22 protein-coding genes and 2 pseudogenes are annotated in these 23,559 nt (G+C 58.3%); 8 read left to right on the top strand and 16 right to left on the bottom strand.

Annotated features, from left to right (window positions below; translation table 11 throughout):
• From phnU to phnR, 4 genes are all read right to left on the bottom strand, one after another.
• Positions 1 to 861 carry a 2-aminoethylphosphonate ABC transporter permease subunit gene (gene phnU / locus H7R76_RS00230; protein ID WP_106924840.1) on the bottom strand — a complete coding sequence of 287 codons (861 nt, stop codon included), beginning with the start codon at positions 859 to 861 and terminating at the stop codon, positions 1 to 3.
• A gap of 2 nt (positions 862 to 863) precedes the next feature.
• Positions 864 to 1,973 carry a 2-aminoethylphosphonate ABC transport system ATP-binding subunit PhnT gene (phnT, locus tag H7R76_RS00225; RefSeq protein WP_106924839.1) on the bottom strand — a complete coding sequence of 370 codons (1,110 nt, stop codon included), beginning with the start codon at positions 1,971 to 1,973 and terminating at the stop codon, positions 864 to 866.
• A gap of 5 nt (positions 1,974 to 1,978) precedes the next feature.
• Complete coding sequence (gene phnS / locus H7R76_RS00220; protein ID WP_182929767.1) at positions 1,979 to 2,992, bottom strand: 2-aminoethylphosphonate ABC transporter substrate-binding protein; 1,014 nt, start codon at positions 2,990 to 2,992, stop codon at positions 1,979 to 1,981.
• A 122-nt stretch (positions 2,993 to 3,114) separates the two neighbouring features.
• The gene (gene phnR / locus H7R76_RS00215) at positions 3,115 to 3,834 is read right to left on the bottom strand and encodes a phosphonate utilization transcriptional regulator PhnR (RefSeq protein ID WP_106924837.1); all 720 of its coding nucleotides are present in this window, start codon (positions 3,832 to 3,834) and stop codon (positions 3,115 to 3,117) included.
• A 140-nt stretch (positions 3,835 to 3,974) separates the two neighbouring features.
• Here phnR and phnW point away from each other — a divergent pair, with 140 nt between their 5' ends.
• Both phnW and phnX read left to right on the top strand, forming a co-directional pair.
• The gene (gene phnW, locus H7R76_RS00210) at positions 3,975 to 5,078 is read left to right on the top strand and encodes a 2-aminoethylphosphonate--pyruvate transaminase (protein WP_182966662.1); all 1,104 of its coding nucleotides are present in this window, start codon (positions 3,975 to 3,977) and stop codon (positions 5,076 to 5,078) included.
• A gap of 9 nt (positions 5,079 to 5,087) precedes the next feature.
• Positions 5,088 to 5,897, top strand: a complete 810-nt coding sequence (phnX, locus tag H7R76_RS00205) for a phosphonoacetaldehyde hydrolase (RefSeq protein ID WP_182966660.1) — start codon at positions 5,088 to 5,090, stop codon at positions 5,895 to 5,897.
• Positions 5,898 to 6,152: 255 nt separating this feature from the next.
• On the opposite strand, the gene nepI is transcribed toward phnX, so the two are convergent.
• The 4 genes and pseudogenes from nepI to H7R76_RS00185 all read right to left on the bottom strand — a co-directional run bounded on the left by nepI (position 6,153) and on the right by H7R76_RS00185 (position 8,790).
• Positions 6,153 to 7,337: a purine ribonucleoside efflux pump NepI gene (gene nepI / locus H7R76_RS00200; RefSeq protein ID WP_182966658.1), complete on the bottom strand. Its 1,185-nt coding sequence runs from the start codon at positions 7,335 to 7,337 to the stop codon at positions 6,153 to 6,155.
• A 202-nt stretch (positions 7,338 to 7,539) separates the two neighbouring features.
• Positions 7,540 to 7,626 (bottom strand): annotated as a pseudogene (locus H7R76_RS24805) (type II toxin-antitoxin system RelE/ParE family toxin); the annotation flags it as partial.
• Positions 7,627 to 7,710: 84 nt separating this feature from the next.
• A complete protein-coding gene (locus H7R76_RS00190; protein WP_182967884.1) occupies positions 7,711 to 8,223 on the bottom strand; it encodes an SRPBCC family protein in 513 nt (170 codons plus the stop codon).
• Positions 8,224 to 8,337: 114 nt separating this feature from the next.
• Complete coding sequence (locus tag H7R76_RS00185; RefSeq protein ID WP_106924832.1) at positions 8,338 to 8,790, bottom strand: DUF1198 domain-containing protein; 453 nt, start codon at positions 8,788 to 8,790, stop codon at positions 8,338 to 8,340.
• Positions 8,791 to 8,894: 104 nt separating this feature from the next.
• On the opposite strand from H7R76_RS00185, the gene H7R76_RS00180 reads away from it, so the two are divergent.
• Positions 8,895 to 9,797 (top strand): LysR family transcriptional regulator, encoded by a 903-nt coding sequence (locus H7R76_RS00180; protein WP_182966656.1) that lies wholly within the window; start codon positions 8,895 to 8,897, stop codon positions 9,795 to 9,797.
• 43 nt (positions 9,798 to 9,840) lie between these two features.
• On the opposite strand, the gene uhpT is transcribed toward H7R76_RS00180, so the two are convergent.
• The 4 genes from uhpT to uhpA all read right to left on the bottom strand — a co-directional run bounded on the left by uhpT (position 9,841) and on the right by uhpA (position 14,794).
• Positions 9,841 to 11,232, bottom strand: a complete 1,392-nt coding sequence (gene uhpT, locus H7R76_RS00175; RefSeq protein WP_182966654.1) for a hexose-6-phosphate:phosphate antiporter UhpT — start codon at positions 11,230 to 11,232, stop codon at positions 9,841 to 9,843.
• 140 nt (positions 11,233 to 11,372) lie between these two features.
• Positions 11,373 to 12,692 carry an MFS transporter gene (locus tag H7R76_RS00170; protein ID WP_106924829.1) on the bottom strand — a complete coding sequence of 440 codons (1,320 nt, stop codon included), beginning with the start codon at positions 12,690 to 12,692 and terminating at the stop codon, positions 11,373 to 11,375.
• Positions 12,693 to 12,701: 9 nt separating this feature from the next.
• Complete coding sequence (gene uhpB, locus H7R76_RS00165; protein WP_182929763.1) at positions 12,702 to 14,204, bottom strand: signal transduction histidine-protein kinase/phosphatase UhpB; 1,503 nt, start codon at positions 14,202 to 14,204, stop codon at positions 12,702 to 12,704.
• Positions 14,201 to 14,794 carry a response regulator transcription factor UhpA gene (gene uhpA, locus H7R76_RS00160; protein ID WP_106924827.1) on the bottom strand — a complete coding sequence of 198 codons (594 nt, stop codon included), beginning with the start codon at positions 14,792 to 14,794 and terminating at the stop codon, positions 14,201 to 14,203. The genes uhpB and uhpA overlap by 4 nt, the downstream gene beginning before the upstream one ends.
• 23 nt (positions 14,795 to 14,817) lie before the next feature.
• Between uhpA and H7R76_RS25200 the strand changes: the two are divergent.
• Positions 14,818 to 14,913 (top strand): annotated as a pseudogene (locus H7R76_RS25200) (hypothetical protein); the annotation flags it as partial.
• 36 nt (positions 14,914 to 14,949) lie between these two features.
• Here the strand turns inward: H7R76_RS25200 and ilvN are convergent.
• The 3 genes from ilvN to ivbL form a co-directional block, all read right to left on the bottom strand.
• The gene (gene ilvN, locus H7R76_RS00155; protein WP_065357373.1) at positions 14,950 to 15,240 is read right to left on the bottom strand and encodes an acetolactate synthase small subunit; all 291 of its coding nucleotides are present in this window, start codon (positions 15,238 to 15,240) and stop codon (positions 14,950 to 14,952) included.
• 3 nt (positions 15,241 to 15,243) lie between these two features.
• Complete coding sequence (gene ilvB, locus H7R76_RS00150) at positions 15,244 to 16,932, bottom strand: acetolactate synthase large subunit (protein ID WP_182966652.1); 1,689 nt, start codon at positions 16,930 to 16,932, stop codon at positions 15,244 to 15,246.
• Between the two features lie 103 nt (positions 16,933 to 17,035).
• On the bottom strand, positions 17,036 to 17,134 hold the full coding sequence (gene ivbL / locus H7R76_RS00145) for an ilvB operon leader peptide IvbL (RefSeq protein ID WP_072011409.1): 99 nt from the start codon (positions 17,132 to 17,134) through the stop codon (positions 17,036 to 17,038).
• A gap of 220 nt (positions 17,135 to 17,354) precedes the next feature.
• Between ivbL and H7R76_RS00140 the strand changes: the two genes are divergently transcribed.
• Both H7R76_RS00140 and emrD read left to right on the top strand, forming a co-directional pair.
• Positions 17,355 to 18,188, top strand: coding sequence for an EamA family transporter (locus H7R76_RS00140; protein WP_182929762.1), 834 nt, complete (start codon positions 17,355 to 17,357; stop codon positions 18,186 to 18,188).
• A gap of 174 nt (positions 18,189 to 18,362) precedes the next feature.
• Positions 18,363 to 19,547, top strand: a complete 1,185-nt coding sequence (gene emrD / locus H7R76_RS00135; RefSeq protein WP_106925173.1) for a multidrug efflux MFS transporter EmrD — start codon at positions 18,363 to 18,365, stop codon at positions 19,545 to 19,547.
• Positions 19,548 to 19,632: 85 nt separating this feature from the next.
• Here the strand turns inward: emrD and dsdC are convergent, their stop codons facing one another.
• Positions 19,633 to 20,559, bottom strand: coding sequence for a DNA-binding transcriptional regulator DsdC (gene dsdC / locus H7R76_RS00130; protein WP_182966650.1), 927 nt, complete (start codon positions 20,557 to 20,559; stop codon positions 19,633 to 19,635).
• A gap of 227 nt (positions 20,560 to 20,786) precedes the next feature.
• Between dsdC and dsdX the strand changes: the two genes are divergently transcribed.
• Together dsdX and dsdA are read left to right on the top strand one after the other, a co-directional pair.
• Entirely contained in the window at positions 20,787 to 22,124 is a 1,338-nt protein-coding gene (gene dsdX / locus H7R76_RS00125; RefSeq protein WP_035895020.1) for a D-serine transporter DsdX, read from the top strand.
• A gap of 17 nt (positions 22,125 to 22,141) precedes the next feature.
• The gene (gene dsdA / locus H7R76_RS00120) at positions 22,142 to 23,464 is read left to right on the top strand and encodes a D-serine ammonia-lyase (RefSeq protein WP_106924823.1); all 1,323 of its coding nucleotides are present in this window, start codon (positions 22,142 to 22,144) and stop codon (positions 23,462 to 23,464) included.
• Positions 23,465 to 23,559: the final 95 nt, after the last annotated feature.

Raw genomic sequence — 23,559 nt, 5'->3', positions numbered from 1 at the left:
TTAGCTCCTTATACCGGTGCGCGAGGCCGCCAGGCGATACAGGGAGAACAGCCCCAGCGACAGCACAATGTTGATTAATGCGATCGTACAAGCGACGCCGTAGTCTGACTCCAGAATCGCTTTGCTATAGACCATCATCGGCAGGGTATTCACCCCTTTTGCGCCGATGAACAGTACGATGCCGAACTCATTGGTGGTCAGCAGCAAACACAGGCTGCCGCCGGCCATTAGCGCTGGCAGCGCCGCCGGGAAAATCACCTGGGCAATAACCCGCAGCGGACGCGCGCCCAGAATGCTGGCAGCCTCCAGCTGGCTTTTGTCGATTTGCCGCAGCGCCGCCATCAGCGGGCGCATCACCAGCGGCGTAAACACCGTAATTTCCGCCAGAATCACCCCTTGCAGGGAGTAGAGAAAATCAACCGGCGGCAGTTCAAAACTGAACAGCCGCATCAGCAAGCCGTTGAGCAGCCCCGCCGAGCCATAAATAAAGGTGAATGCCAGGGTAATGAGGAAAGTAGGCAGCGCGATAAAGGTATCCACCACCCGGCTAATCAGTTCGCTACCGGGGAAAGGAATAAACACCAGAATCAGAGACATTACGCTGCCGAGCAGCAGGCAGCCAGCGGTGGCGAAAAAGGCAATTTGCAGCGTATTGAGCAGCGCCCCCACAAAGCGTTTTGAGTCAACGACCTGCCAGAATGTCTCCAGGCCGAGCTGGCCGCTGGTATCGCGCAGCGCCTGGTCCACTATCAGCGACAAAGGCCAGAAGAACAGCGTTGCCAGCACAAACAACGGCAGCAGCAGCCACAGAAGCGGGCGCAGGCGACGCGCCGGTTTATCGAGCGTGAATGAAAGCGACATGGCTATACCTCGATCAGGACGGCATCATCCGGTTCGAACCACAGCGCCAGCGTATCGCCGGGGCGCGGTAGCGGATTCACGTGCGTCATGACTATCCGCACCGCCTCACCGGCTACGTCGCACAGCAGGTGGGTTAAATCCCCCTGCCAGTGCACCGATTGCAACGTGGCGTTAAAGCGATTGCTGCACGCCGAGCGCGGCGTCAGGCTCAGGTGCTGCGGGCGAATACACAGCAGTTTATGATGCCCATGATGGCTGCCCTGGCTGAACGCGCGAACGATCGCGCCGCCGCAGCTCACATCCACCAGCCCCGGCGTTTCACCCGCACCAAGCGAGGTGGCGCTGAGAATATTCGCGCGGCCTAAAAACTCGGCGGCAAAGCGATTCGGCGGATGCTGGTACAGCGCCCGGGTTTCACCATGGGCAATCATGGAGCCGTCCTTCATGATGCCGATTTTATCGGCCAAAGTTAGCGCTTCGGTCTGATCGTGAGTCACGTAGAGAATGGTCAGCTCCGGCAGTTCGCGGTGCAGACGGGCAATCTCTTCCACCATGTTATGGCGAATTTGCGCATCCAGCGCTGAAAGCGGCTCGTCCAGCAGCAGCACGCGCGGGCGCACGGCAATCGCACGGGCAATGGCCACGCGCTGCTGCTGGCCGCCGGACAGCTGATGCGGATAGCGGGTGGCATACTCGCTCATACCAACGGTTTTTAGCGCCTCGGTCACCCGTTCTTTAATCAGGGCCTTCGGCTGCTTCTGCGCGCGCAGGCCGAAGGCAACGTTATCCTCTACCTTCATATGCGGGAACAGCGCGTAGTTTTGTACCACCATCGCCAGACCCCGCTGATAGGGCGGCAGATGCGTGACGTCCGCGTCACCGATAAGAATACGACCGCCCGCAGGCTGGACAAATCCTGCCACCGCGCGCAGTACCGTGGTTTTTCCCGAACCGGAAGGGCCAATCAGCGCCAGCACTTCGCCGGGTTCGATGGTCAAAGAGAGCGGTTTAAGCACCACGTTGCCGTGATACGCCACGCGCAGCGAGTCGAGGACAATCCCCGACGCCCCTTGAGCAACAGGGGCGGGAATAGCGGTCGTTTTCATCAGCATCGGGATTACTCGCTTTCGGTCACTTTATGCCAGCGGGAAATATCCGCCGACAGCGAGACGGCCACGTCGTCCCAGTTCGGCTGCCAGCTCTGTACGCCTTCCAGCGCAGCGGTGGCGGCCTTGTAGTGCGCATCACTCGGCGTCACGTCACTACGCACCGGCATTCCCCAGGACAACGCGCTGACGCTGGTCTGCGCCTCTTTGCTGAGCAGGAAGTTAATCAGTTTTTTGCCGTTTTCACTTTGCGGCGCACCCTGGACTAAACCAATGACGTAAGGAATCGCCAGCGCGCTGCGCTCGCCTTTGTCATTGGCGGGCCAGAAGATCTTCACGTTCGGGTTACGTTCCCTCTGCGCGAGGTTCATTTGCAGGTCGCCGTTAGCGACGTAGATTTCACCTTTATTGACCAGCGCGGTCAGCTTGCCGGTTGAGGCGGATGGCCCAACGTTGTTAGCCTGCAGCTTGCCGAGATAGTCAAAACCGGCGTCTTTGCTGCCGAAGCTGTGGAAGGCTTGCAGCATCACCGCGGTGCCGTCTGCGGCCTGGCCCGGCGTGGAGTACTGGAGCTTATTCTTGAACTTACCGTCGAGCAGATCCTGCCAGCTGGCCGGCGCGGTTTTCAGCAGCTTCGCGTTGTAGATAAAGCTCAGGTAGTTTTTCACCAGCGGTGAATAGAAGTCGTTGGCACCCGGAATGGCAGCAGCGGCGTCGGTTTTGAAGTTGGCCAGTAGCTTGCCGGCAGCGGCACGCTGAATAAACGGCGGTGCAGTCACCAGGACATCAGCCTGCGGGTTGGTGTGCTCTTTCGCCAGACGCTCAACCACCACACCACCGCCGCCTTCAACGTAACGCACGGTAATACCGGTGGCTTTGGTGAACGCATCAAACTGCGCCTGGTACCAGCTGTTATCACCGTCGTGTAAGCCGTCGATAGAGTAAACCGTCACCACCGATTCCGCCCAGGATGGGGCGCTGGCGAGGGCAAAAACAGACAGCAAAGCAAGTCGGGTAAGTTTCATCGTAATAGCCTCATAGCGTTCGTTGCATTTTTCTGGCCTATACCAGATTTGCTTTTTACGCTAAACGGCTAATGTGACAAAACGATGAATGACGGCATAAATCTGTGAAATGCCGGATGGCGCTAGTGCGTATCGACCTCAATGCGCAGGCTGTCATGGCGCCAGTATTCGATATCCAGATCGAGCACACGACCGTACTGATCGTAGTTCAGGCGGCGCAGCAGCAGCGCCGGGCGCCCTTCCATCACCCCCAGCGCCTGCGCGGCCTGCGCGGGCATCGCGGTGGGATAGAACGACAGATGCATACTGGTATAGACAAGGTTGTAGTGTGACTCGTATACCTCGGTCAGGCTGCCGTTGAGATCGTACTGCAATAGCTCCGGTACCCGGGCCGGCAGGCAATGGTTTTCGCAATAGCAAACCGCACGACCGTCAGCAGAACGCAGGCGGGTCAACAGATAAATTTGATCGAACGGCTGGAGCTGAAGCGGCTCCATTGCCTCTACCGGCACGGTGGTTAACGCGCCGCTCAGCAGCGCCGTTTTTGGCTCCCGCCCCTGCTCGCGGCACAGCTTATGGAAGTTGGTGTTCTGAGTCGGATCAAGCCACAGACGTTCGGGCGTCACGAACCAGCCGCGGCGATCGGCGCGCCAGATAAGCCCGCTGGCCTCTAGCTGCGCCAGGCTTTCGCGAAGGGTAATGCGCGTGGTGTTAAAGATCGCGCACAGTTCACGTTCAGACGGCAGCTTATCGCCGCTTTTCAGCGCGCCGCTCTGAATGCGTGCCTGAAGCTGCGCCTTGATGAGCTGGTACTGCGGGAGATCGCCGGGGAGAGATTTCATGCTTGCTCGTTTCCAATTTTGTTGCCGCCATTATACAGACGCAGATGAATTTTTTGTTGCAACACGATTTTTCCTTTGACCCATCGCAAGGAAGATCGTCATGATAATAACAAATCTGGTATAGACCAAAGGTAAATAACATGACTTCGCGTAACTATCTGCTGCTGACTCCTGGCCCATTGACCACCTCACGCACCGTGAAAGAAGCGATGCTGTTCGATAGCTGTACCTGGGATGATGACTACAATATCGGCGTGGTGGAGCAGATCCGCCAGCAGCTGACCGCGCTGGCAACAGCGTCTGAAGGCTACACTTCCGTATTACTGCAAGGCAGCGGCAGCTATGCCGTCGAAGCGGTTTTGGGCAGCGCGCTGAGCTCAAAGGACAAGGTGCTGATTGTCAGCAACGGTGCCTACGGCGCGCGGATGGTAGAAATGGCAAACCTGATGGGCATCGCTCACCATGCCTATGACTGCGGTGAAGTCGCCCGCCCGGATGCGCAGGCGATCGACGCGATCCTCAATGCTGACCCGGCGATCACCCATATCGCAATGGTACACATCGAAACCACCACCGGCATGCTCAACCCGATTGCGGAAGTCGGTGCGCTGGCGCAGCAATACGGCAAAACCTATATCGTTGATGCCATGAGCAGCTTTGGCGGCATTCCCATGGATATCGCTGAACTGCATATCGATTTTTTGATCAGCTCCGCCAATAAATGTATTCAGGGCGTACCGGGCTTTGCCTTCGTGATTGCCCGCGCGGAAAAACTTGCCGCCTGCAAAGGCCGCTCCCGCTCGCTGTCGCTGGACCTCTACGCCCAGTGGCGCTGCATGGAAGATAACCACGGCAAGTGGCGTTTTACCTCGCCCACCCATACTGTACTGGCTTTTGCCCAGGCGCTGAAGGAGCTGGCGGAAGAAGGCGGCGTGGCGGCGCGTTTTCAGCGCTATCAGCAAAACCAGCACCGCCTGGTTGCCGGTATGCGGGAATTGGGCTTTACCACCCTGCTGGACGATGCGCTGCATTCGCCGATCATCACCGCGTTCTATTCACCCGAGAACCCACAGTACCGCTTTAAAGAATTTTATAGCCGACTGAAAGATCAGGGGTTTGTTATCTATCCCGGCAAGGTGTCACAGAGCGACTGCTTCCGTATCGGCAACATTGGCGAGGTGTACGATGCCGATATTTCCGCCCTGCTTACCGCCATTCGTAATGCCATGTACTGGACGAAATAAGGAGCCATCATGAATCGTATTAACGCTGTTATTCTCGATTGGGCGGGCACCACCGTCGATTTCGGTTCCTTCGCGCCGACGCAGATTTTTGTCGAAGCTTTTCATCAGGCGTTTGATGTCGAGATCACGCTCGCTGAGGCCCGGGTGCCGATGGGGCTGGGAAAGTGGCAACATATTGAAGCGCTAGGCAAATTACCGACGGTGGACGCGCGCTGGCAGGCGAAATTTGGCCGCGCGATGACGGCGGCAGATATTGATGCCATTTACGCCGCCTTTATGCCGCTACAAATTGCCAAAGTTGTCGATTTTTCCGCACCAATTGCCGGGGTTATCGATACGATCGCCGCGCTTCGTGCAGAGGGGATTAAAATTGGTTCCTGCTCCGGCTACCCGCGCGCGGTGATGGAGCGGCTGGTCCCCGCCGCCGCCGGGCACGGCTATCGCCCCGATCACTGGGTGGCGACGGATGACCTTGCGGCGGGTGGGCGCCCAGGGCCGTGGATGGCGCTGCAAAACGTGATTACCCTGGGGATTGATGCCGTTGCCCACTGTGTGAAGGTCGATGACGCTGCGCCGGGTATTACCGAAGGGCTTAACGCCGGGATGTGGACGGTGGGTCTGGCGGTATCGGGTAATGAATTTGGTGCCACCTGGGAGGCGTATCAGGCGATGTCGCCAGAAGAGATTGCCAGCCGCCGCGAACTGGCGGCCAGCAAACTGTATGCCGCCGGGGCGCACTATGTAGTGGATTCGCTGGTGGAACTGCCGGGGGTAATTGCCGATATCAACGCGCGTCTGGCGAAGGGCGAACGCCCGTAACGACATAGCCGGGGGCGCTGCGCTTGCCCGGCCTACAGGTTCACAGCTCGTAGGCCGGATAAGGCGTTTACGCCGCCATCCGGCGCATTGCCGGGGGCGCTGCGCTTGCCCGGCCTACAGGTTCACTGCACGTAGGCCGGATAAGGCGTTTACGCCGCCATCCGGCGCATTGCCGGGGGCGCTGCGCTTGCCCGGCCTACAGGTTTACAGCACGTAGGCCGGATAAGGCGTTTACGCCGCCATCCGGCAACACCATCAGCGAATTCTGACCTTTGCGGTGACCAGCAGGGCCGTCAGCAACATCAATACGCCGGAAAGCATCAACGGCGACGTCAGCCCTAAATGGTCCAGCGCCAGGCCACCCACCGCCGCCCCACAGGTATTCGCCAGCTGAATCACCGCCACCTGAATGGAACCGGCTTTTTCCGCCTGATCGGCCAATGAGCGCGTGATCCACGTCGACCAGCCTACCGGCACCAGCGCGAACACCAGCCCCCAGATAATCGCAATGCCTGCGGCGACCACTTTCTCACTGCCCCATAACGTAAGCACCAGCGCGCTGATCGCCAGTACCAGCGGCGCACCGGCCAGCGCCAGTTTGACCGAGCGCTTGAGAATCACCGACGAGAACGAGGTACCGACAAAGCTGGCGATACCGAAGCTCAGCAGCACCAGCGTCAGGCCGTCAACGTCAAAACCCGCCAGATTCATATACACCGGGCGAATATAAGTGAAGAAGGCGAACTGTCCGGCAAAGGACATAAAGATAGCAATCATCCCGGCCATCACGCCGGGACGTTGCAGCAGGCTAAACATGTTTTGCTTGTGGTGCGCCGGTTCACCCGGCAGAGAAGGCAATGCTTTCAGCACCCAAAACGTACACAGCACGCCCATCACCGCTGCGCCGTTAAAAACGTTACGCCAGCCGATAATGCCGCCCAAAAAACTGCCCAGCGGCGCAGCAATCACCAGCGCGATGGACACCGCACCAAAGATCACCGACAGCGCTTTTGGCACCGTACGCGCCGGCACCAGCCGCATCGTCAACGATGCCGACATCGCCCAAAACCCGCCGAGCGCCAGCCCCAGACAGGCGCGGCCAAGCAGTAGCAGCGTGAAGGAGCTGGAGAACGACACCAGCAGGCAAGAGAGCGTCAGCAAAACGGAGAACAAAATCACCACATAGCGGCGATTGGTGGCGCCAATGGCCTGGGTAATGAACAGGCTGGAGAACATGGCGACAAACGCCGTCACAGTCACCGACTGCCCGGCAACGCCCTCGGAAATACCCAAATCCTGCGCCATCGGCGTCAGCAGGCTGACCGGCAAAAATTCAACGGTAATCAGGCAGGCGACGCAAAACGCCACGGCAAAAACCGCCGACCAGTTGGGCCGCGCAACGACGTCGGCGCGGTTTTTTTCTTCGATATGTGCACTCATTTTGTTACCTGCGGAGGGTCTTTGCGAAAAGGTCACGCAGTGTAGCATTTAAAGTGTGACGCATTTAACGTTTTGATAACTGTTTGGCCGACGCTTCGCTGACTGTCGTCTGACGCATCTCTTCAACCTTCTCAGCAATACGTTTCTGACTTTCCGAGCTCTGTTTAGCCATTAACTCTTTAAGGGTCGCCATCATCATTCCTTATTTTTTAAGGTGCTTACGGTGCTCGGAATCAGCAAGTTTAATCATCTCTTTATAGAATTTCTTTTCATTTAACCCGATTTTATCCCGGGGAATAACACGCTCCCTCATCGCCAATATGATTATTTTCCGTATGGTTTGCCGGATGGCAGCTGCGCCATCCTGCAAAACTCACTCGCCGCGTGCGGATTTCACCAGCCCGGTGATCCACTCCTGGTGGCCGTTAATCATCGGGTTTGGCACGGTGCGCGCCAGCTCCTGCGCCGGGACGCCAATCTGTGACTCCTGGGTCAGAATACGCACGCGGTTACCCGGTAAATCTTCGAACAGCCAGGCGTGAATGACATCCAGGCGGGTGGTGGCATCGCCTTCTGCCCAGCCGTGCCAGGCAATGCGTGCGGCCTGACCGTCGGCCGGCGGCACGTATTCGGTAATCTGCGCTTCAATCGGGAAACCGAAGGTAGAGAAGCGGAAGCGAGCATTGGCGCTCAGCATCGGGCCGTTGTTGTCGTAAAAATGGATATCCGCGACGTTGCTGTAGTAGGTTGGCCACAGGGTGGTGTTATCGAGCTGTGCCCAAATGTCTTTTGCGCTCAGCCCGCTGACGATAATTTCGTTAGAGGCGAAGTTGTCGGTGGTGCCCGGCAGGTAGCCTTCCGGCCAGACGATTGCGCTTTGCTGCATTGACTGCTTCATGATGAACCTCGTGAGTAAGTGTGTTGACGAGGTTCATCATGCGCCCACGAGTGATATAAATATAATCATCAATATTGATAAACAACATCACATCAAATGATATCAATGCAGCCAGTGGACGCCGTTTTCATCGTGGAACAGGGCGTTGTAGCGACACTGGAAGGCATTCAGCTCGCTCATATCCGGCTCCAGCTCGCGTAAAAAGCTCAGCGCCAGCCGTATCTGGGCATCGGTGATCGGCGCGGCCAGGCGGGCCTTTTGCAGCCGACGGTGCCATCCCTGCATATTGGCTTCGCTGCCGTCAACGATGCACACCTGCCAGATCAGCAGCATCTGCGCCGCATTCTGCAAATGGGCTTCGTTCGGGCGCTCCAGATAACGTAAAAACTCTTCGCCCTGAGCTTTCCCTAGCTGGTCGATCATCGATTCGACCGGCTCTGGCGTGATCGCCAGTCGCTCACTCAGACGGCGGATGGCCCGTCGTGAACTGGAGGTCAGGATCCGAAATCCGACAACAAATACCACCGCCAGGGTGGCCAGAATTAACCAGATCATGCACGCTCTCACTTAGCTAAACCCCGACATAATAATGGGATTTCACGCCCTGTCGATATTCGAACATGCCATAATGTGCGTTACCTCCCTGAAGGAAGCCGCCGATGAAACCGGATCTCAGAACGCTTGACCTCAACCTGCTGAAAACGCTGGATGCGCTGCTGGATGAACGCAGCGTGACCCGCGCGGCGACAAGGCTGTCGCTCACCCAGCCCGCCGTCAGCGGTATGTTGACCCGGCTGCGGGATAACTTTAACGATCCGCTGTTTATCCGCGCCCCGCACGGTATGGTGCCCACGCTGCGCGCCCAGCAGCTAGCGCCCGCGGTAAAGCAAATTCTTCGTGATATCGACACGCTGTTACAGCCAGCCCGCTTCGATCCGCTGACCGCCAGCTTCACCTTTACCCTCGCCGCCACCGATTACGCGCTGAAAGCGGTAGTCGTGCCATTTATCGCCGCGTTGAAAGTCCGCGCGCCGGGGATTCGTGTGCGGGTCATTCCGGTTGAGCCGGAGCGGCTGACCGCACAGTTTGAGCAGGGGAAAATCGACCTCGCGCTGCTGACCCCCAGCACCACGCCGGGCGATCTGCACAGCCGTACGCTGTATGATGAACGCTATGTCTGTATGCTCCGCGCCGACCACCCCGATGCACAGCAGCCGTTAAGCCTCGACCGCTTCTGCGCGCTGGAACATATTCTGGTCTCTTACGAAGGCGAGAGTTTCTGGGGCGTAACCGACGACGCGCTGGCGAAAGTGGGCCGTCAGCGGCGGATTGGGCTGTCGGTAAGCAGCTTCCTGGTGCTGCCGGAAGTGCTGGCCGTCAGCGAAATGATTGCCGTCGTGCCGAGCCGTCTTGCCAGCGCGCGCGCGTCAATCTGCGTGCAGGAGCCGCCGGTGGCGATTCACGGCTTTACCAAAAGCATGGCCTGGCACGAGCGTACACATCGCGACCCGGCGCAGCAGTGGCTGCGTGAATTGCTGCATGAGACCAGCCAGCAGGCATAAAAAAGCCCGGTGCAGAACCGGGCAAAGAAGTGACCAAACACACTTACGCCATTTTTAACTGCTGAATCTTCTTCTCACGGCGAATTTTACGTTCTTCAAATACCGCGACGATGGCCATCAGGCAGATACAGCCGATAGCGGCGGTATCCAGCGCGGCGAAGGTGCCCGCCCAGCCGGTGAGGCCGAAGATTGGCGTACCGTCGGCAATCATCCCCAGACCCAGCTTGGCAAAGCTGTCGCCAATCAGGTAGGCGAAGGTGCCTTTGATGCCATCGGCCGCGCCGATCGCTTTTTTAGGAACGAAGCCAACCGCTGCCACGCCAATCAACAGCTGCGGGCCGAAGACCAGGAAGCCGAGGGCAAACAACGACGCCAGATAGACATACTGATTGCTGGCGTGCTGGTAAACGCCCAGCGTGGCAATGATCAATGCCAGCGCCACGCAGGCCACCAGCGCACGACGACCGTTGGCCAGATCGGAGAGCCAGCCCCACAGCAGGGTGCCCACCAGCGCGCCGACTTCAAACAGAGTAAAGCCCTGAATCGCCACTTCTTTGGAGAGCTTCAGCTCCTGGAAGGCGTAGACGGTGGACCACTGGTCAATACCGATACGCACCACGTACAGGAAGATGTTCGAGAAACATAACAACCAAATCACTTTGTTTTTCAGCACGTACTCAACAAAGATCTGCCATTTGGTCATCTCGTTTTCTTCAGTCTCTTTGTCCTCTTCGCTGATCTCTTCACCGAACAGCTCTTCCGCTTTGCCGAGGCCGTAAGATTCCGGGGAGTCGCTACCGTAGCGCAGGCCGATAAAGCCCACTACCAGCGCAATAATCGACGGGAAGATAAACATGCCGATGACGTGACCGTCGAACAGGTAGTTGGCGCCAAACAGCGCCACGCCTGCCGCACCCGCGCCGCCGAGGTTGTGGGAGATGTTCCACATGCCGAGGTAAGAACCGCGCTTGCGACGCGGCGTCCATTTGGTGATGGTCGAATAGCTACACGAGCCACCGGTACTCTGGAAGAAACCGCTCAGCGCGTAGAAGGCAATCATCAGGAACAGGCTGGTCGAACCCGCGCCCATACTGGCGCTGAAGCCGAGCATACAAATGGCGGAGAGAATCAGCATAAACGGCAGGAACTGCTTGGTGTTCTTACCGTCGGCATAGTAGGAGACCAGCGTTTTACCCACGCCGTAGGTGATGGAGAAGCCGAGACCAATCATACCGAGCTGGGTCATGCTCAGCCCGTAGGTGGAGATCATGTCGTTCTGCGCGATGTTAAAGTTCTTACGAATCAGATACATCGTCAGGTAGCCGATAAAGACCACCAGATAGGACTGCATGAACGGTTTGAACCACATTTTGCGCCGCACATCGAGCGGCAGATCCAGGATCGGCTTGCGCACCTGGTTTAAGAAGGCCAGCATGGGTATCTCCTGATTTTTATATACCTGCGTGATAGCCGGTATTGTAAAAATCAGCGGCGCGGCTGGCCTGAGACAGCGTCCAGGTGAAACCGGGAAAATTTCCTAGTTTTAGGTCATTCGTCTTAGAAAAGTGAAGCGGGTCACGCTTCTCGCGGCGCCTGGGCGTTTAAGAACGGCAGCAGCAGCAGCGCGGAGATGCCCGCCGCAATGGCAATCACCACGAAAAAGCCCGTCCAGTGCCACACTTCCATCACCTTCGCCAGCGGCCAGCCGGAAAGCGACGCGCCAAGGTAGGCAAACAGCCCGACGAAACCGGTGGCCGCACCCGCCGCCTCTTTGTGCGAGCACTCCGCCGCCGCCATACCGATCAGCATCTGCGGGCCGAAGACGAAGAAGCCGGTGGTGAAGAAGCACGCCGCCTGCATGACGTAGCTGGCAAACGGCATCAGCCACAGCGAGCCCACCGAGAGCAAAATCCCGGCGGCGAAGATCAGGTTCATCGGCCCACGGTTACCATTAAACAGTTTGTCCGAGCCCCAGCCCGCCACCAGCGCGCCGATGAAACCGCCTAGCTCAAACATGGTCACTGCGGTATTCGCCGTCACCAAATCGACGCCCAGCGTCTCGGACATGTATAAATTGCCCCAATCGTTGATCGCCGCGCGCACCACGTACACCAGCACATAGCACAGCGACAGCAGCCAGATGTAGGGGTTGAGCAGCACGTAGCGGGTGAAGATCTCTTTGCGCGTCAGCCCGGCCCCTTCCTGCTGTTGGGCTATCTCCAGTTCGTCGTGCCGCCAGTCGCCAATCGGCGGCAGACCAATGGCCTGCGGACGATCGCGCAGTCGCCAGCAGAGGAACAGGCCGACCACAATCGCCATGGTTCCCGCGATGGTCATCCCCGCACGCCAGCCGTAGTGCAGCGCCGCCGCGCCCATCACGATAGGGATCAGCGCCCCGCCGACGTTGTGCGCGGTATTCCAGATGGCCCACCAGCCGCCGCGCTCGTTGCGCGAGTACCAGGCGGTGAGCAAGCGGGCGCAGACCGGCGCGCCCCAGCCCTGGAAGAAGGCGTTCAGCGCCCACAGCAGGGCGAAGGCCCACAACGAAGTGGAGAAGCCGAACAGAATATTGACCACCCCGGTGGCAATCAGCCCGATCCCCATAAAATAGCGGGCGTTAGAGCGGTCGCTAACGATGCCGGAGATAAACTTCGACAGCCCGTAGGTGATGTAAAACAGCGTCGCCAGCAGGCCAATATCGCTGCGGGTCAGCACGCCGGTGGTGAGAATTTCCGGCACCGCGGCGTTGAAGCTTTTACGGGTGAAGTAAAACAGCGCGTAGCCAAGCCAGATGGTCAGCAGGATATGCCGCCGCCAGTAGCGGTACTGGGCATCCACTTCCTGCTTGTCGGTGATGCGCGGGGCATTAGCCGGCGCCTTGAGAAATTGAAACATTGCCGTTCCTTACACGTAGCGCAGAGGCAAAGAGACGCTGACCCGCGTGCCGTGCATGCAGGAAATCGTGAGCGAGCCGCCGAGCGCGGTCACGCGTTCGCGCATGCCGGTGAGGCCAAAGCCCTGTTGATTCGACCCCGGCGGCAGGCCGCTGCCGTCATCTTCCATCACCAGCATCAGCCGTTCATCCTGCTGCCAGCCCTGTAGCGTCACCGCGCTGGCGTTCGCGTGCTTCACAATGTTGTTGAGCCCTTCCTGGCAGACGCGGAACAGCGTTACCCGCTGGCTTTCGCTCAGCGTTGATTCATCAATTCGCCAGTCGAGGTGGCTGACGATGCCCCGGCTTTCCAGCTCCATTTCGCGCATCAGCGAGCGAATGGCCTGTTCCAGCGAGAGGTCATCGAGCTGGCGCGGGCGCAGCCGACCCAGCAGGCGGCGTACGGCGTCGTAAACGCCCAGCGACAGCTGCTCAATATGCGCCCCGCTCTGCTTCACACCCGCGTTTTCAGGCGCCAACCGCTGGACGATGCCCGCCTGGGTGCGAATGGCGGTGATGGTCTGGCCGATATCGTCATGCAGCTCGCGCGCCACGTCGCGCCGCACGCTCTCTTCGGTTTCCAGCAGGCGTTCCGCCAGCCGGTGGTTGCGCGCCAGTTCGTTTTGCAGCGACTGGTTTAGCTCGCGCAGTCGCTGGATGCCCGCGCCGAGCAGCAGCCCGGTCAGGCTTTGCGCCAGCAACGAGAGCAGTAAATCAACGGGGTGATCGTGCCAGGTCTGGCTGGCAATCAGGGCAATCGCGTTCATCAGGGTGGCGATCAGCGCCCCCTGCCAGCCGTAGTGCCAGGCCAGCGCGATAATCGGTAACGCGAGACAAAACGGGGTAAAGCGCGAGAGTTCTGCGGGCAAACCGAGCTGTAGCCACAGGCTGACGGTAAACAGCAGCAGATACCAGACCAGATGCCGCCCGCGCCAGTTCACCGGCTGCGACACCAGCGCCGGGCCAAGCGGCAGCCAGGTGGTGCTGGTGAGGTAGTGCCAGAACACGAGGCAGATAGGGGCCAGCGTCAGCCCGCCGGTGAGGGTCAGCAGCAGCGCGGTCCATGCGGTTTCCCCTTGCCCCAGCCAGGGCAGCGATTGCAGCAGCGCTGCCGCCGTGAGCGCCGCGCCCTGTAACAACAATGTTCGCCAATCGCGTTGATGGCGGTAGCGCGAGATCAGCGTCACCGGCAGCAGCGTGAGGAAGCTACCGATCATCAAAATAGGCAGATGCGCCAGCGCCACCTCCTGCGCCAGCCAGTAGACCAGCAGCCACTCAGCGCCCACCAGCACCGGCCAGTAGCCGCGCGGACATTGCAGCATCAGCCCTAGCCTGAGACCAAACGGGAACAGCAGTACCGCCAGCTCCGGGCGCTCAACCAGGTGAAGGCTGATACTCCACAGGCAAAACCAGGCGGCGGAGAAAATAAAAAAGCAGGCGACAACGGTGATCAGCCGGGAGAAAAGTGCGTTCATTGCCAGCCATCAAACATGCGGCGCGCCAGCTCAACGTCGTTGCTGACGCCCAGCTTTTCCATCAGGTTCGCGCGGTGGACGTGTACCGTTTTCGGCGACAGGCCCAGTTCGGCGGCAATCTCTTTGACCGCCATCCCCTGCGCCAGCTTTTCCGCCACCTGGCGTTCGCGTTTGGTCAGCGGGTCCTGACGCCCGGCCGCCAGCTTGACGGCGATGTCCGGCGTCAAATAACAGCCGCCGGTTGCGACAGTATGCACGGCGGCAATCAGTTCATCCGGACTACAGCGTTTGGAAAGGAAGCCGCGTGCACCGGCGTTGAGCGCCTGTTCCACCAGCGCCGGGCTGTCATGGACGGAGAGCATGATAATCGCCATGCCTTTTGGCAACTGGCTTAACAGTTCAAGACCGGAGATATCCGGCATGGAGATATCACAGATACACACCTGCACGCCGCGCCCCGGCAACCCAGCCAGCGCCTCGCGCCCTGAACCGAATTCGGCGACGACCTGCAAATCAGCTTCGAGCCCCAGCAGTTGGGCAAAGCCGGAGCGGACGATAGTGTGGTCGTCGATAAGGGCGATGGTGATCATGGATGTTGTCCTGGTGCTTGAAAATGCCTGATGGCGCTGCGCTTATCAGGCCTACGGGCGGGAGCCGTGGTAGGCCGGATAAGGCGTTTACGCCGCCATCCGGCAAAAGCGCTTACCTTAACGATAAGCGCGTGACTGTTCAAGCCTTGAGCGGATTACTCGAAGAAGACGCTGATTTTGTTAAACATCGACGGGTCGGACTGATTTCGCGCCACTTTCACCACATCTTCCAGCTTGTCGATCTGGCTCATCATCTGCTCCAGGCGCTGATCGTCGTTCACCAACAGCCAGATGCGGCTATGGTCGCTGCCGTGAATCGGTAGGCATAGGATGCCTTCGACGTTGAACGCTCGGCGAGCAAAGAGCCCGCAGACGTGGGTCATTACGCCCGGGTGGTTGCGCACGGTGAGTTCCAGGATCACGTTGTCATGAGTTTGTTTTTGCATGGCTTATTCCCCCACCATTTCGCTATTTGCCGCACCCGGCGGCACCATCGGATACACCTTTTCTTCTGCATCGATTCGCACGTGAATCAACGCCGGGCCCGGACGGTTGATTATCGCCTGCAGCGCCGCCTGCGGGTCTGCTTCATTGTTCAAATCGCAAGTTTCCAGACCGAAACCGGCGGCAATCTGCATAAAGTTAATCATGCCTGGGTAGGTGGCGGCAAATACGCCCTGTTTGTAGAACAGGCTCTGCTGCTGGTGTACCAGACCCAGCGCCTGGTTGTTCATCAGGATGATTTTCACATCCAGCTGATTTTCCGCCGCGGTCGCCATCTCCTGAATGTTCATCATCAGGCTGCCGTCACCGGAGAAGCACAGCACTTTTTTGTCCGGGTTCGCCAGCGCCGCGCCGATGGCCGCAGGCAGGCCAAAGCCCATGGTGCCGAGGCCGCCGGAGGTCAGCCACTGGCGCGGACGGTTCAGCGGGTAAGCCTGCGCCGTCCACATCTGATGCTGGCCCACGTCGGTGGTGATAATCGCGCTGTCGTCCACGCAGGCGGCAACGGCGTTGATCAGGCCGTAATGGCTGAGCGGGTCGCCCGCTTGAGGAATCGCCCCCGGGAACTCTTGTTGCAATTCCGCCACTTTGCCGCGCCATTCAGCGCGCGGCTGGGCGTCAATTTGCGGCAGCAGCTGCGCCAGTACGTCGTCGACGTCGGCCTGAATCGCCACGTGCGCCTGTTTGATTTTACCCAGCTCGGCGCGGTCGATATCAACGTGGATAATCTTCGCATTCGGGCAGAATTCAGCCACTTTACCCGTCGCCCGGTCATCAAAACGCGCACCTAAAACAACCAGTAAATCAGACTGTTGCAGAATAAAGTTAGTACTGCGCGCACCGTGCATTCCCAGCATACCTAATGACAGCGGGTGGGCTTTTGGCAGCATGCCCAGCGCCATCAGGGTCATGGTGGTGGGCAGGTTGGCTTTTTCCGCCAGCTCGCGAACGCGTTCCGGCGCGTTGATAACGCCGCCGCCCAGATAGAGCACCGGACGCTGTGCGGCGTTGATCATCGCTGCCGCTTCGCTCACGCTCTCTGCGCTGAATTCCGGTGTTGCCGCGCGGCCGCCGGGCTCTGGCAATTCGCTGATATCGATTTCCGCGGTCTGAACGTCCTTAGGAATGTCTATCCACACCGGGCCTGGGCGGCCAGACTGTGCAATCCGGAAAGCATCAGCAATAACCTTCGGTAATTCATTGATGTTGCGGACTAAGTAGTTGTGTTTAGTGATGGGGATAGAGATGCCGTAGGTGTCGACTTCCTGAAACGCGTCGGTACCGATTAACGAGGAGGCCACCTGGCCGGTGATACACACCAGCGGGATGGAGTCGAGACGCGCATCGGCAATGGCGGTGACCAGGTTGGTCGCGCCCGGCCCGCTACAGGCCATGCATACCGCCGGTTTGCCGTGGGTACGCGCCATGCCCTGGGCAATAAAGCCTGCGCCCTGCTCGTGTCGCGCTAGAATATGACGGATCTGGGTGCTTTGGCTCAAGGCGTCGTACAGCGGCAGAACCGTGCCGCCGGGAATGCCGGTGACCATGGTAATACCCTGGCGTTCCAGTAAATGAACGATTAATTGCGCGCCGGTAAAACGCGTGGTCTTTGATGTGGTGCCCGAAATTGCCATGCTCCAGTCCTTTCAACTAGGCCGACTATCCGGAGGGGGCTAGAAACTAAAAACCCCGCCCGGTTTGCGCCGGCGGGGTTTGGAATCGTGTGTGTTCCTGACCCTACGGCGCATTGCCGACGACCACCACCACACGCACGACGACCACCGCGGCTGGTAGCGCGGTTTTTAGTAGGGTCGAAGTCAGCATTGATGGGGTCATTAAGGGTCTTCTCTCAATTCGTTTAGTGAATTCATACAAACACAGCTTTTTCAGGCTGACAATGGAAATATTTTCATCCGCACAAAAATGCAGCAGCGATCACACTTCCACACGGAGAAGAATCCTCTAATCTGTCCCGGCATTTCCCTATTTCTGGCCCTGTTCGTTGCCCATCGGCTGTGTTACGTTTTGGTTAAAACTTGTCAGGCCACGTATTATCATGACGCTCTCTGTTTTCTGCATTTTGCTATTTGCCGCACTTTTGCACGCGAGCTGGAACGCCATCGTTAAGGCGGGAAACGATAAACTCTATTCGGCTATCGGCGTCACCGGCTCCGCTGCGCTTATCGCGCTGCTGCTTTTACCCTTCGCCCCAACGCCCTCGGCGGCCAGCGTGCCGTTTATGATCGCCTCTACCGTTTTGCAGGTGATTTACACCGTGCTGGTCGCGCGTACCTATCAGATTGCCGACATGAGCCAGACCTACCCGCTGATGCGCGGCACCGCGCCGCTTCTGGTGGCCACCATCAGCGTGCTGTGTCTTGGCGACCACCTTTCTCCGTTGGCCTGGGGCGGTATTGCGGTCATCTGTTCGGCCATTCTGGCGATGGCCTTCAACGGCCGCTCGGGGTCTCAGGCGGGTATTGTGTTGTCGTTGCTCAACGCCTGTATCATTGCGAGCTACACCCTGATTGACGGCACCGGCGTGCGGCTTTCCGGCACCGCGCTGGGCTATACGCTGTGGTCGTTTTTCCTCAACGGTTCCAGCCTGCTGTGCTGGGCAACAATCGCCCGCCGCCGTGAAGCCGCACGCTATCTGGCAACGCACTGGAAAAAAGGCATTTTAGGCGGCATGGGAACGATGGGCTCCTACGGCCTGGCGCTGTGGGCGATGACCCAGGCCCCGCTAGCGGTGGTCGCCGCGCTACGTGAAAGCTCAATTTTGTTCGGCGCGCTGATTGCCTGGCTGCTGCTCAAAGAGCGGGTCGCCGGGCTGCGCATGGTCGCCGCCTGCGGGATTGCCGCTGGTGCCATCCTGCTGCGGCTGTCCTGATAAACTGGCAACTATTGTTGCCGTTTACGTGTATAAATCCTGCCTGTATCACACATTTCATTTACATGACGCATGGTTAAATTGCGACCTCAGTGTGGTAGATTCCTCTCCGATTTGGCATCTTGCCTGGATATTTATTCTTATAAACTCAATTTCCATAAAGTAATCAGCGAAATGAAAAGAGATAGAAACGTCAACATCCTGGTGATGCTGGTGCTGCTTGTGGCCGTCGGTCAGATGGCGCAAACCATATACATCCCCGCCATTGCCCAGATGGCGAGCGATCTGAACGTTCGCGAAGGCGCAGTGCAGAGCGTAATGGCCGCGTATCTGTTGACCTACGGCGTTTCGCAGCTGTTTTACGGCCCGCTGTCCGACCGCGTGGGCCGCCGCCCGGTGATCCTCACCGGGATGTCGATTTTTATGCTGGCGACTCTGGTGGCCGTGACAACCCATAGCCTGACGGTGCTGATTGCCGCCAGCGCCCTACAGGGTATGGGAACCGGAGTTGGCGGCGTAATGGCGCGAACGCTGCCGCGCGATCTGTACGAGGGCAGCCAGCTTCGCCACGCCAACAGTCTTTTAAATATGGGTATTCTGGTGAGCCCGCTGCTGGCGCCGCTGATTGGCGGCGTGCTGGAGACACTCATCAACTGGCGCGCCTGCTATGGTTTCCTGCTGGTGCTCTGCGCAGGTGTCACCTTCAGCATGGCGCGCTGGATGCCGGAAACGCGCCCGACCGGCGCACCGAAAACCCGGCTTATCAGCAACTACAAAACGCTGTTCGGTAATAGCGGCTTTAACTGCTACCTGCTGATGCTGATTGGCGGCCTGGCCGGTATTGCGGTGTTTGAAGCCAGCTCCGGCGTGCTGATGGGCGGCGTGCTGGGCTTGAGCAGTATGACGGTCAGTATCCTGTTTATTCTGCCGATTCCGGCCGCATTCTTCGGCGCCTGGTTTGCCGGACGGCCGAAAAAACGCTTCCCGACCATGATGTGGCAATCGGTGGTGAGCTGCCTGCTGGCGGGTCTGATGATGTGGATTCCGGGGCTATTAGGTGTGATGAATATCTGGACGCTGCTGGTGCCCGCCGCGTTGTTCTTCTTCGGCGCAGGTATGCTGTTCCCGCTGGCCACCAGCGGTGCAATGGAGCCCTTCCCGTTCCTCGCCGGTACCGCCGGGGCGCTGGTTGGCGGCCTGCAAAATATCGGCTCCGGCGTGCTGGCCTGGCTGTCGGCGATGATGCCGCAAACCGGTCAGGCCAGCATCGGGCTGCTGATGACGCTGATGGGGCTGCTGATTTTCCTCTGCTGGCTGCCGCTGGCGTCGCGCTTTGCGCATCAGGGTCAGGCGGTGTAATCACGTCCGACCGTTGCCTGATGGCGCTTCGCTTATCAGGCCTACTTTGGGCATGAGTAGGCCGGGTCCACCCGGCATAAAACGCCTATTTAACCTGCTCCTGAACCCAACCAATAAACGCCTCAATTTTCGGCCACTGCCTGCCGGGCAGCGTGGTGACGTAATAATGCTGATGACATTTCAGCGCCTTATCACCAAAAGGCGCCACCAGCTCCCCGCTGTCGAGGCGCTTTTGCACCAGCCGCTTTCGCCCCATCGCCACGCCGATGTGGTTCATCGCCGCAATCACCGCTAAATCAGAACGATCGAAACCAATGCCCGACGATGTCGGCAAATTCACCGCATACTGCTGCGCCCAGCTGTGCCATTCATCGGTCCCTGAGTCGTTGCTCCACGCCTGTCTGTCGTGCAGTAGCGTACAGTGTGGCAGGTTTACCAGCGAGCCGGTCAGAGCGTAGCGGCGGGCGTATTCCGGGCTGCATACCGGCAGAATTTCTTCATCCATCAGGAAGTGATGCGCGAGCTGTGCGGAAGGTGCATCGTCAAAATAGATTGCCAAATCGACCCCAGCGCGCTGTAAATTGACGTTGTCGTTGCCGGTCAGGATGGTCAGTGAAATCGACGGGTAGCGGCGGGTAAAGTCGCCGAGCGCCGGGACCAGCCAGCACTGGGCGATAGAAGGCCGCGAGTAGACGGTGAGCGTCCCCGAAAGCTCCTGATTTTTAATATCAAGAATCTCCTGGTTGAGCGTATCCAGCGACGATTTCAGCGCCCAGAACACGCGTTTACCTTCGTGGGTGAGCTCTACTTTACGATGCGAGCGGACAAAGAGCTGAATACCCAGCTCCTCTTCCAGCTGGTTAATGCGATGGCTGACGGCGCTGGGGCTTAATGACAGCTCGTCTGCCGCCAGCGCAAACGACTGATGCCGGGCCGCCACTTCGAAGGTATACAGCTTTGATAGCTGCCAGCCGTTCAGCAGACGATTTCTGCCCTCGCGCAGGGGTTCCATATTCCTCTCCATATTGCCTGTTTTTCGCCGGAGTGTAAAAAAAATCACCGGCAAAATCAGCACAAAGATGAATCAGAATGATTCATGTCGCATAAATTACCGGTAATAAGACGTAAATCACCATTTTGATTCAATCTGGCTCATGTGAAGGACGATTTATATCGTTTGTCAGCGGGTGCCTTATTTTTGTCCAATAAACCCATATTCATCACAGGGCAAGGTGAGCTATGCACTCTCAGATCTGGGTTGTGAGCACGCTGCTGATAAGCATCGTGTTAATCGTTTTGACCATCGTGAAGTTCAAATTCCACCCGTTTCTGGCGCTGCTGTTAGCCAGTTTCTTCGTGGGGACGATGATGGGCATGGGGCCGCTGGATATGGTCAATGCCATCGAGAACGGCATCGGCGGTACGCTGGGCTTCCTCGCGGCGGTTATTGGCCTTGGGACTATCCTTGGAAAAATGATGGAAGTCTCCGGCGCGGCCGAACGCATCGGCCTGACGCTACAGCGCTGCCGCTGGCTTTCCGCCGACGTCATTATGGTGCTGGTCGGGCTGATTTGCGGGATCACGCTGTTCGTTGAAGTGGGCGTGGTGCTATTAATTCCACTGGCATTCTCAATTGCCAAAAAGACCAATACTTCGCTGCTAAAGCTGGCGATCCCGCTGTGTACCGCGCTGATGGCTGTGCACTGCGTCGTACCACCGCATCCGGCGGCGCTGTTCGTGGCCAACAAGCTGGGCGCAGACATTGGCACCGTGATTGTCTACGGTTTACTGGTGGGCTTAATGGCATCGCTAATCGGCGGGCCGCTGTACCTGAAGTTTCTCGGTAATCGTCTGCCGTTTAAGCCAGTACCGGCTGAGTTTTCCGACCTGAAAGTGCGTGATGAAAGCACGCTGCCATCGCTGGGCGCGACGCTGTTTACCGTACTGCTGCCAATTGGCCTGATGCTGGTGAAAACCGTCGCGGAACTGAACATGGCAAAAGGCAGTACGGTGTATACGCTGCTGGAGTTTATTGGTAACCCGATCACCGCGATGTTTATCGCCGTTTTCGTGGCCTATTACATTCTCGGCCTGCGCCAGCACATTGGCATGGGTGCGCTGCTGACCCACACCGAAAACGGTTTTGGCTCGATTGCTAACATTTTGCTGATTATCGGCGCAGGCGGCGCATTCAACGCTATTCTCAAGAGCAGCGGGCTGGCGGATACTCTGGCGCTGATCCTCTCAAACATGCATATGCACCCGATTCTGCTGGCGTGGCTAGTCGCACTGATTCTTCATGCGGCGGTAGGTTCTGCCACGGTGGCTATGATGGGCGCGACGGCAATCGTTGCCCCGATGCTACCGCTGTACCCCAACGTTAGCCCGGAAATTATCGCCATTGCCATCGGTTCCGGCGCTATTGGCTGCACGATCGTCACCGATTCCCTGTTCTGGCTGGTGAAGCAGTATTGCGGCGCCACCCTGAATGAAACGTTCAAATACTATACGACTGCGACATTTATCGCGTCGGTGATTGCACTGGCTTGCACATTCCTGCTTTCCTTTATTATTTAAGCGCGAAGAGACTGACTATGGAAAACATTCAAACACTTATCGCCCAGCATCCTTTAGTGGAAGATCTGGTGGCTCTGAAAGAGACAACCTGGTTTAACCCTGGCACCACCTCTCTTGCGGAAGGTTTACCGTATGTTGGCCTGACAGCACACGATGTTGAGGACGCCCACGCGCGTCTGACGCGCTTCGCACCGTATCTGGCGCAGGCCTTCCCGGAAACCGCCGCCACCGGGGGCATTATCGAATCTGAGCTGGCCGCAATCCCGGCTATGCAAAAACGGCTGGAAAAAGCGTTCGGGCAGCACATTAACGGCGAACTCCTGCTGAAGAAAGACAGTCACTTGCCGATTTCAGGCTCGATTAAAGCCCGCGGTGGCATTTATGAAGTACTGACCCATGCGGAAAAACTGGCGCTGGAAGCCGGTCTGCTGACCACCAAAGACGATTACCGCGTTCTGCTTTCGCCTGAATTTAAACAGTTCTTCAGCCAGTACAGCATCGCGGTTGGCTCCACCGGCAACCTCGGCATGTCGATTGGTATCATGAGTGCCCGCATCGGCTTTAACGTTACGGTGCATATGTCTGCCGATGCCCGCGCGTGGAAAAAAGCCAAGCTGCGCAGCCACGGCGTGACGGTGGTGGAGTACGAAGAAGATTATGGCGTGGCGGTTGAACAAGGTCGTAAGGCGGCAGAGTCCGATCCGAACTGCTTCTTTATCGATGATGAAAATTCCCGCACGCTGTTCTTAGGCTATGCGGTCGCCGGTCAGCGTCTGAAAGCGCAGTTTGCCCAGCAGGGGCGCGTGGTGGATGCCGATCATCCTCTGTTTGTCTACCTGCCTTGCGGCGTCGGTGGCGGCCCTGGCGGCGTGGCGTTTGGCCTTAAGCTGGCGTTTGGCGATAATGTGCACTGCTTCTTCGCTGAACCGACTCATTCACCGTGCATGCTGCTGGGGATTTACACCGGGCTACACGATACCCTTTCTGTGCAGGATATCGGCATCGATAACCTGACGGCGGCGGATGGGCTGGCGGTCGGTCGCGCCTCGGGCTTTGTCGGCCGGGCGATGGAACGTCTGCTCGACGGTCTGTACACCCTGGACGATCAGACAATGTACGATATGCTGGGCTGGCTGGCGCAGGAAGAAGGCATTCGTCTTGAGCCGTCGGCGCTGGCAGGCATGGCTGGCCCTCAGCACGTTTGTGCCTCCAGGGCTTACCAGCAGATGCATGACTTCAGCACAGAGCAGCTCAATCACGCCACCCATCTGGTATGGGCGACGGGCGGCGGCATGGTGCCAGAAGCCGAAATGGCGCAGTACCTGGCCAAAGGCCGCTAACCCCACGCCGCAGAAGAGGGACATTCATGCCAGATCCCGCGCCATTTTGGCGCGGGAAGTCAAAGCGTATTGTCTTACGTCACACTCCGTCAGCC

Source organism: Klebsiella sp. WP8-S18-ESBL-06 (assembly GCF_014169755.1).
GTDB lineage: Bacteria > Pseudomonadota > Gammaproteobacteria > Enterobacterales > Enterobacteriaceae > Kluyvera > Kluyvera ascorbata_B.
The sequence above is the reverse complement of the archived record's forward strand: the minus strand, read 5'-3'. Positions and strand labels throughout refer to the sequence as shown.

Coding starts and splice junctions, on each gene's coding strand:
- phnU (WP_106924840.1), bottom strand. CDS start 861: ATGTCGCTTTCATTCACGCTCGATAAACCGGCGCGTCGCCTGCGCCCG.
- phnT (WP_106924839.1), bottom strand. CDS start 1,973: ATGCTGATGAAAACGACCGCTATTCCCGCCCCTGTTGCTCAAGGGGCG.
- phnS (WP_182929767.1), bottom strand. CDS start 2,992: ATGAAACTTACCCGACTTGCTTTGCTGTCTGTTTTTGCCCTCGCCAGC.
- phnR (WP_106924837.1), bottom strand. CDS start 3,834: ATGAAATCTCTCCCCGGCGATCTCCCGCAGTACCAGCTCATCAAGGCG.
- phnW (WP_182966662.1), top strand. CDS start 3,975: ATGACTTCGCGTAACTATCTGCTGCTGACTCCTGGCCCATTGACCACC.
- phnX (WP_182966660.1), top strand. CDS start 5,088: ATGAATCGTATTAACGCTGTTATTCTCGATTGGGCGGGCACCACCGTC.
- nepI (WP_182966658.1), bottom strand. CDS start 7,337: ATGAGTGCACATATCGAAGAAAAAAACCGCGCCGACGTCGTTGCGCGG.
- H7R76_RS00190 (WP_182967884.1), bottom strand. CDS start 8,223: ATGCAGCAAAGCGCAATCGTCTGGCCGGAAGGCTACCTGCCGGGCACC.
- H7R76_RS00185 (WP_106924832.1), bottom strand. CDS start 8,790: ATGATCTGGTTAATTCTGGCCACCCTGGCGGTGGTATTTGTTGTCGGA.
- H7R76_RS00180 (WP_182966656.1), top strand. CDS start 8,895: ATGAAACCGGATCTCAGAACGCTTGACCTCAACCTGCTGAAAACGCTG.
- uhpT (WP_182966654.1), bottom strand. CDS start 11,232: ATGCTGGCCTTCTTAAACCAGGTGCGCAAGCCGATCCTGGATCTGCCG.
- H7R76_RS00170 (WP_106924829.1), bottom strand. CDS start 12,692: ATGTTTCAATTTCTCAAGGCGCCGGCTAATGCCCCGCGCATCACCGAC.
- uhpB (WP_182929763.1), bottom strand. CDS start 14,204: ATGAACGCACTTTTCTCCCGGCTGATCACCGTTGTCGCCTGCTTTTTT.
- uhpA (WP_106924827.1), bottom strand. CDS start 14,794: ATGATCACCATCGCCCTTATCGACGACCACACTATCGTCCGCTCCGGC.
- ilvN (WP_065357373.1), bottom strand. CDS start 15,240: ATGCAAAAACAAACTCATGACAACGTGATCCTGGAACTCACCGTGCGC.
- ilvB (WP_182966652.1), bottom strand. CDS start 16,932: ATGGCAATTTCGGGCACCACATCAAAGACCACGCGTTTTACCGGCGCG.
- ivbL (WP_072011409.1), bottom strand. CDS start 17,134: ATGACCCCATCAATGCTGACTTCGACCCTACTAAAAACCGCGCTACCA.
- H7R76_RS00140 (WP_182929762.1), top strand. CDS start 17,355: ATGACGCTCTCTGTTTTCTGCATTTTGCTATTTGCCGCACTTTTGCAC.
- emrD (WP_106925173.1), top strand. CDS start 18,363: ATGAAAAGAGATAGAAACGTCAACATCCTGGTGATGCTGGTGCTGCTT.
- dsdC (WP_182966650.1), bottom strand. CDS start 20,559: ATGGAACCCCTGCGCGAGGGCAGAAATCGTCTGCTGAACGGCTGGCAG.
- dsdX (WP_035895020.1), top strand. CDS start 20,787: ATGCACTCTCAGATCTGGGTTGTGAGCACGCTGCTGATAAGCATCGTG.
- dsdA (WP_106924823.1), top strand. CDS start 22,142: ATGGAAAACATTCAAACACTTATCGCCCAGCATCCTTTAGTGGAAGAT.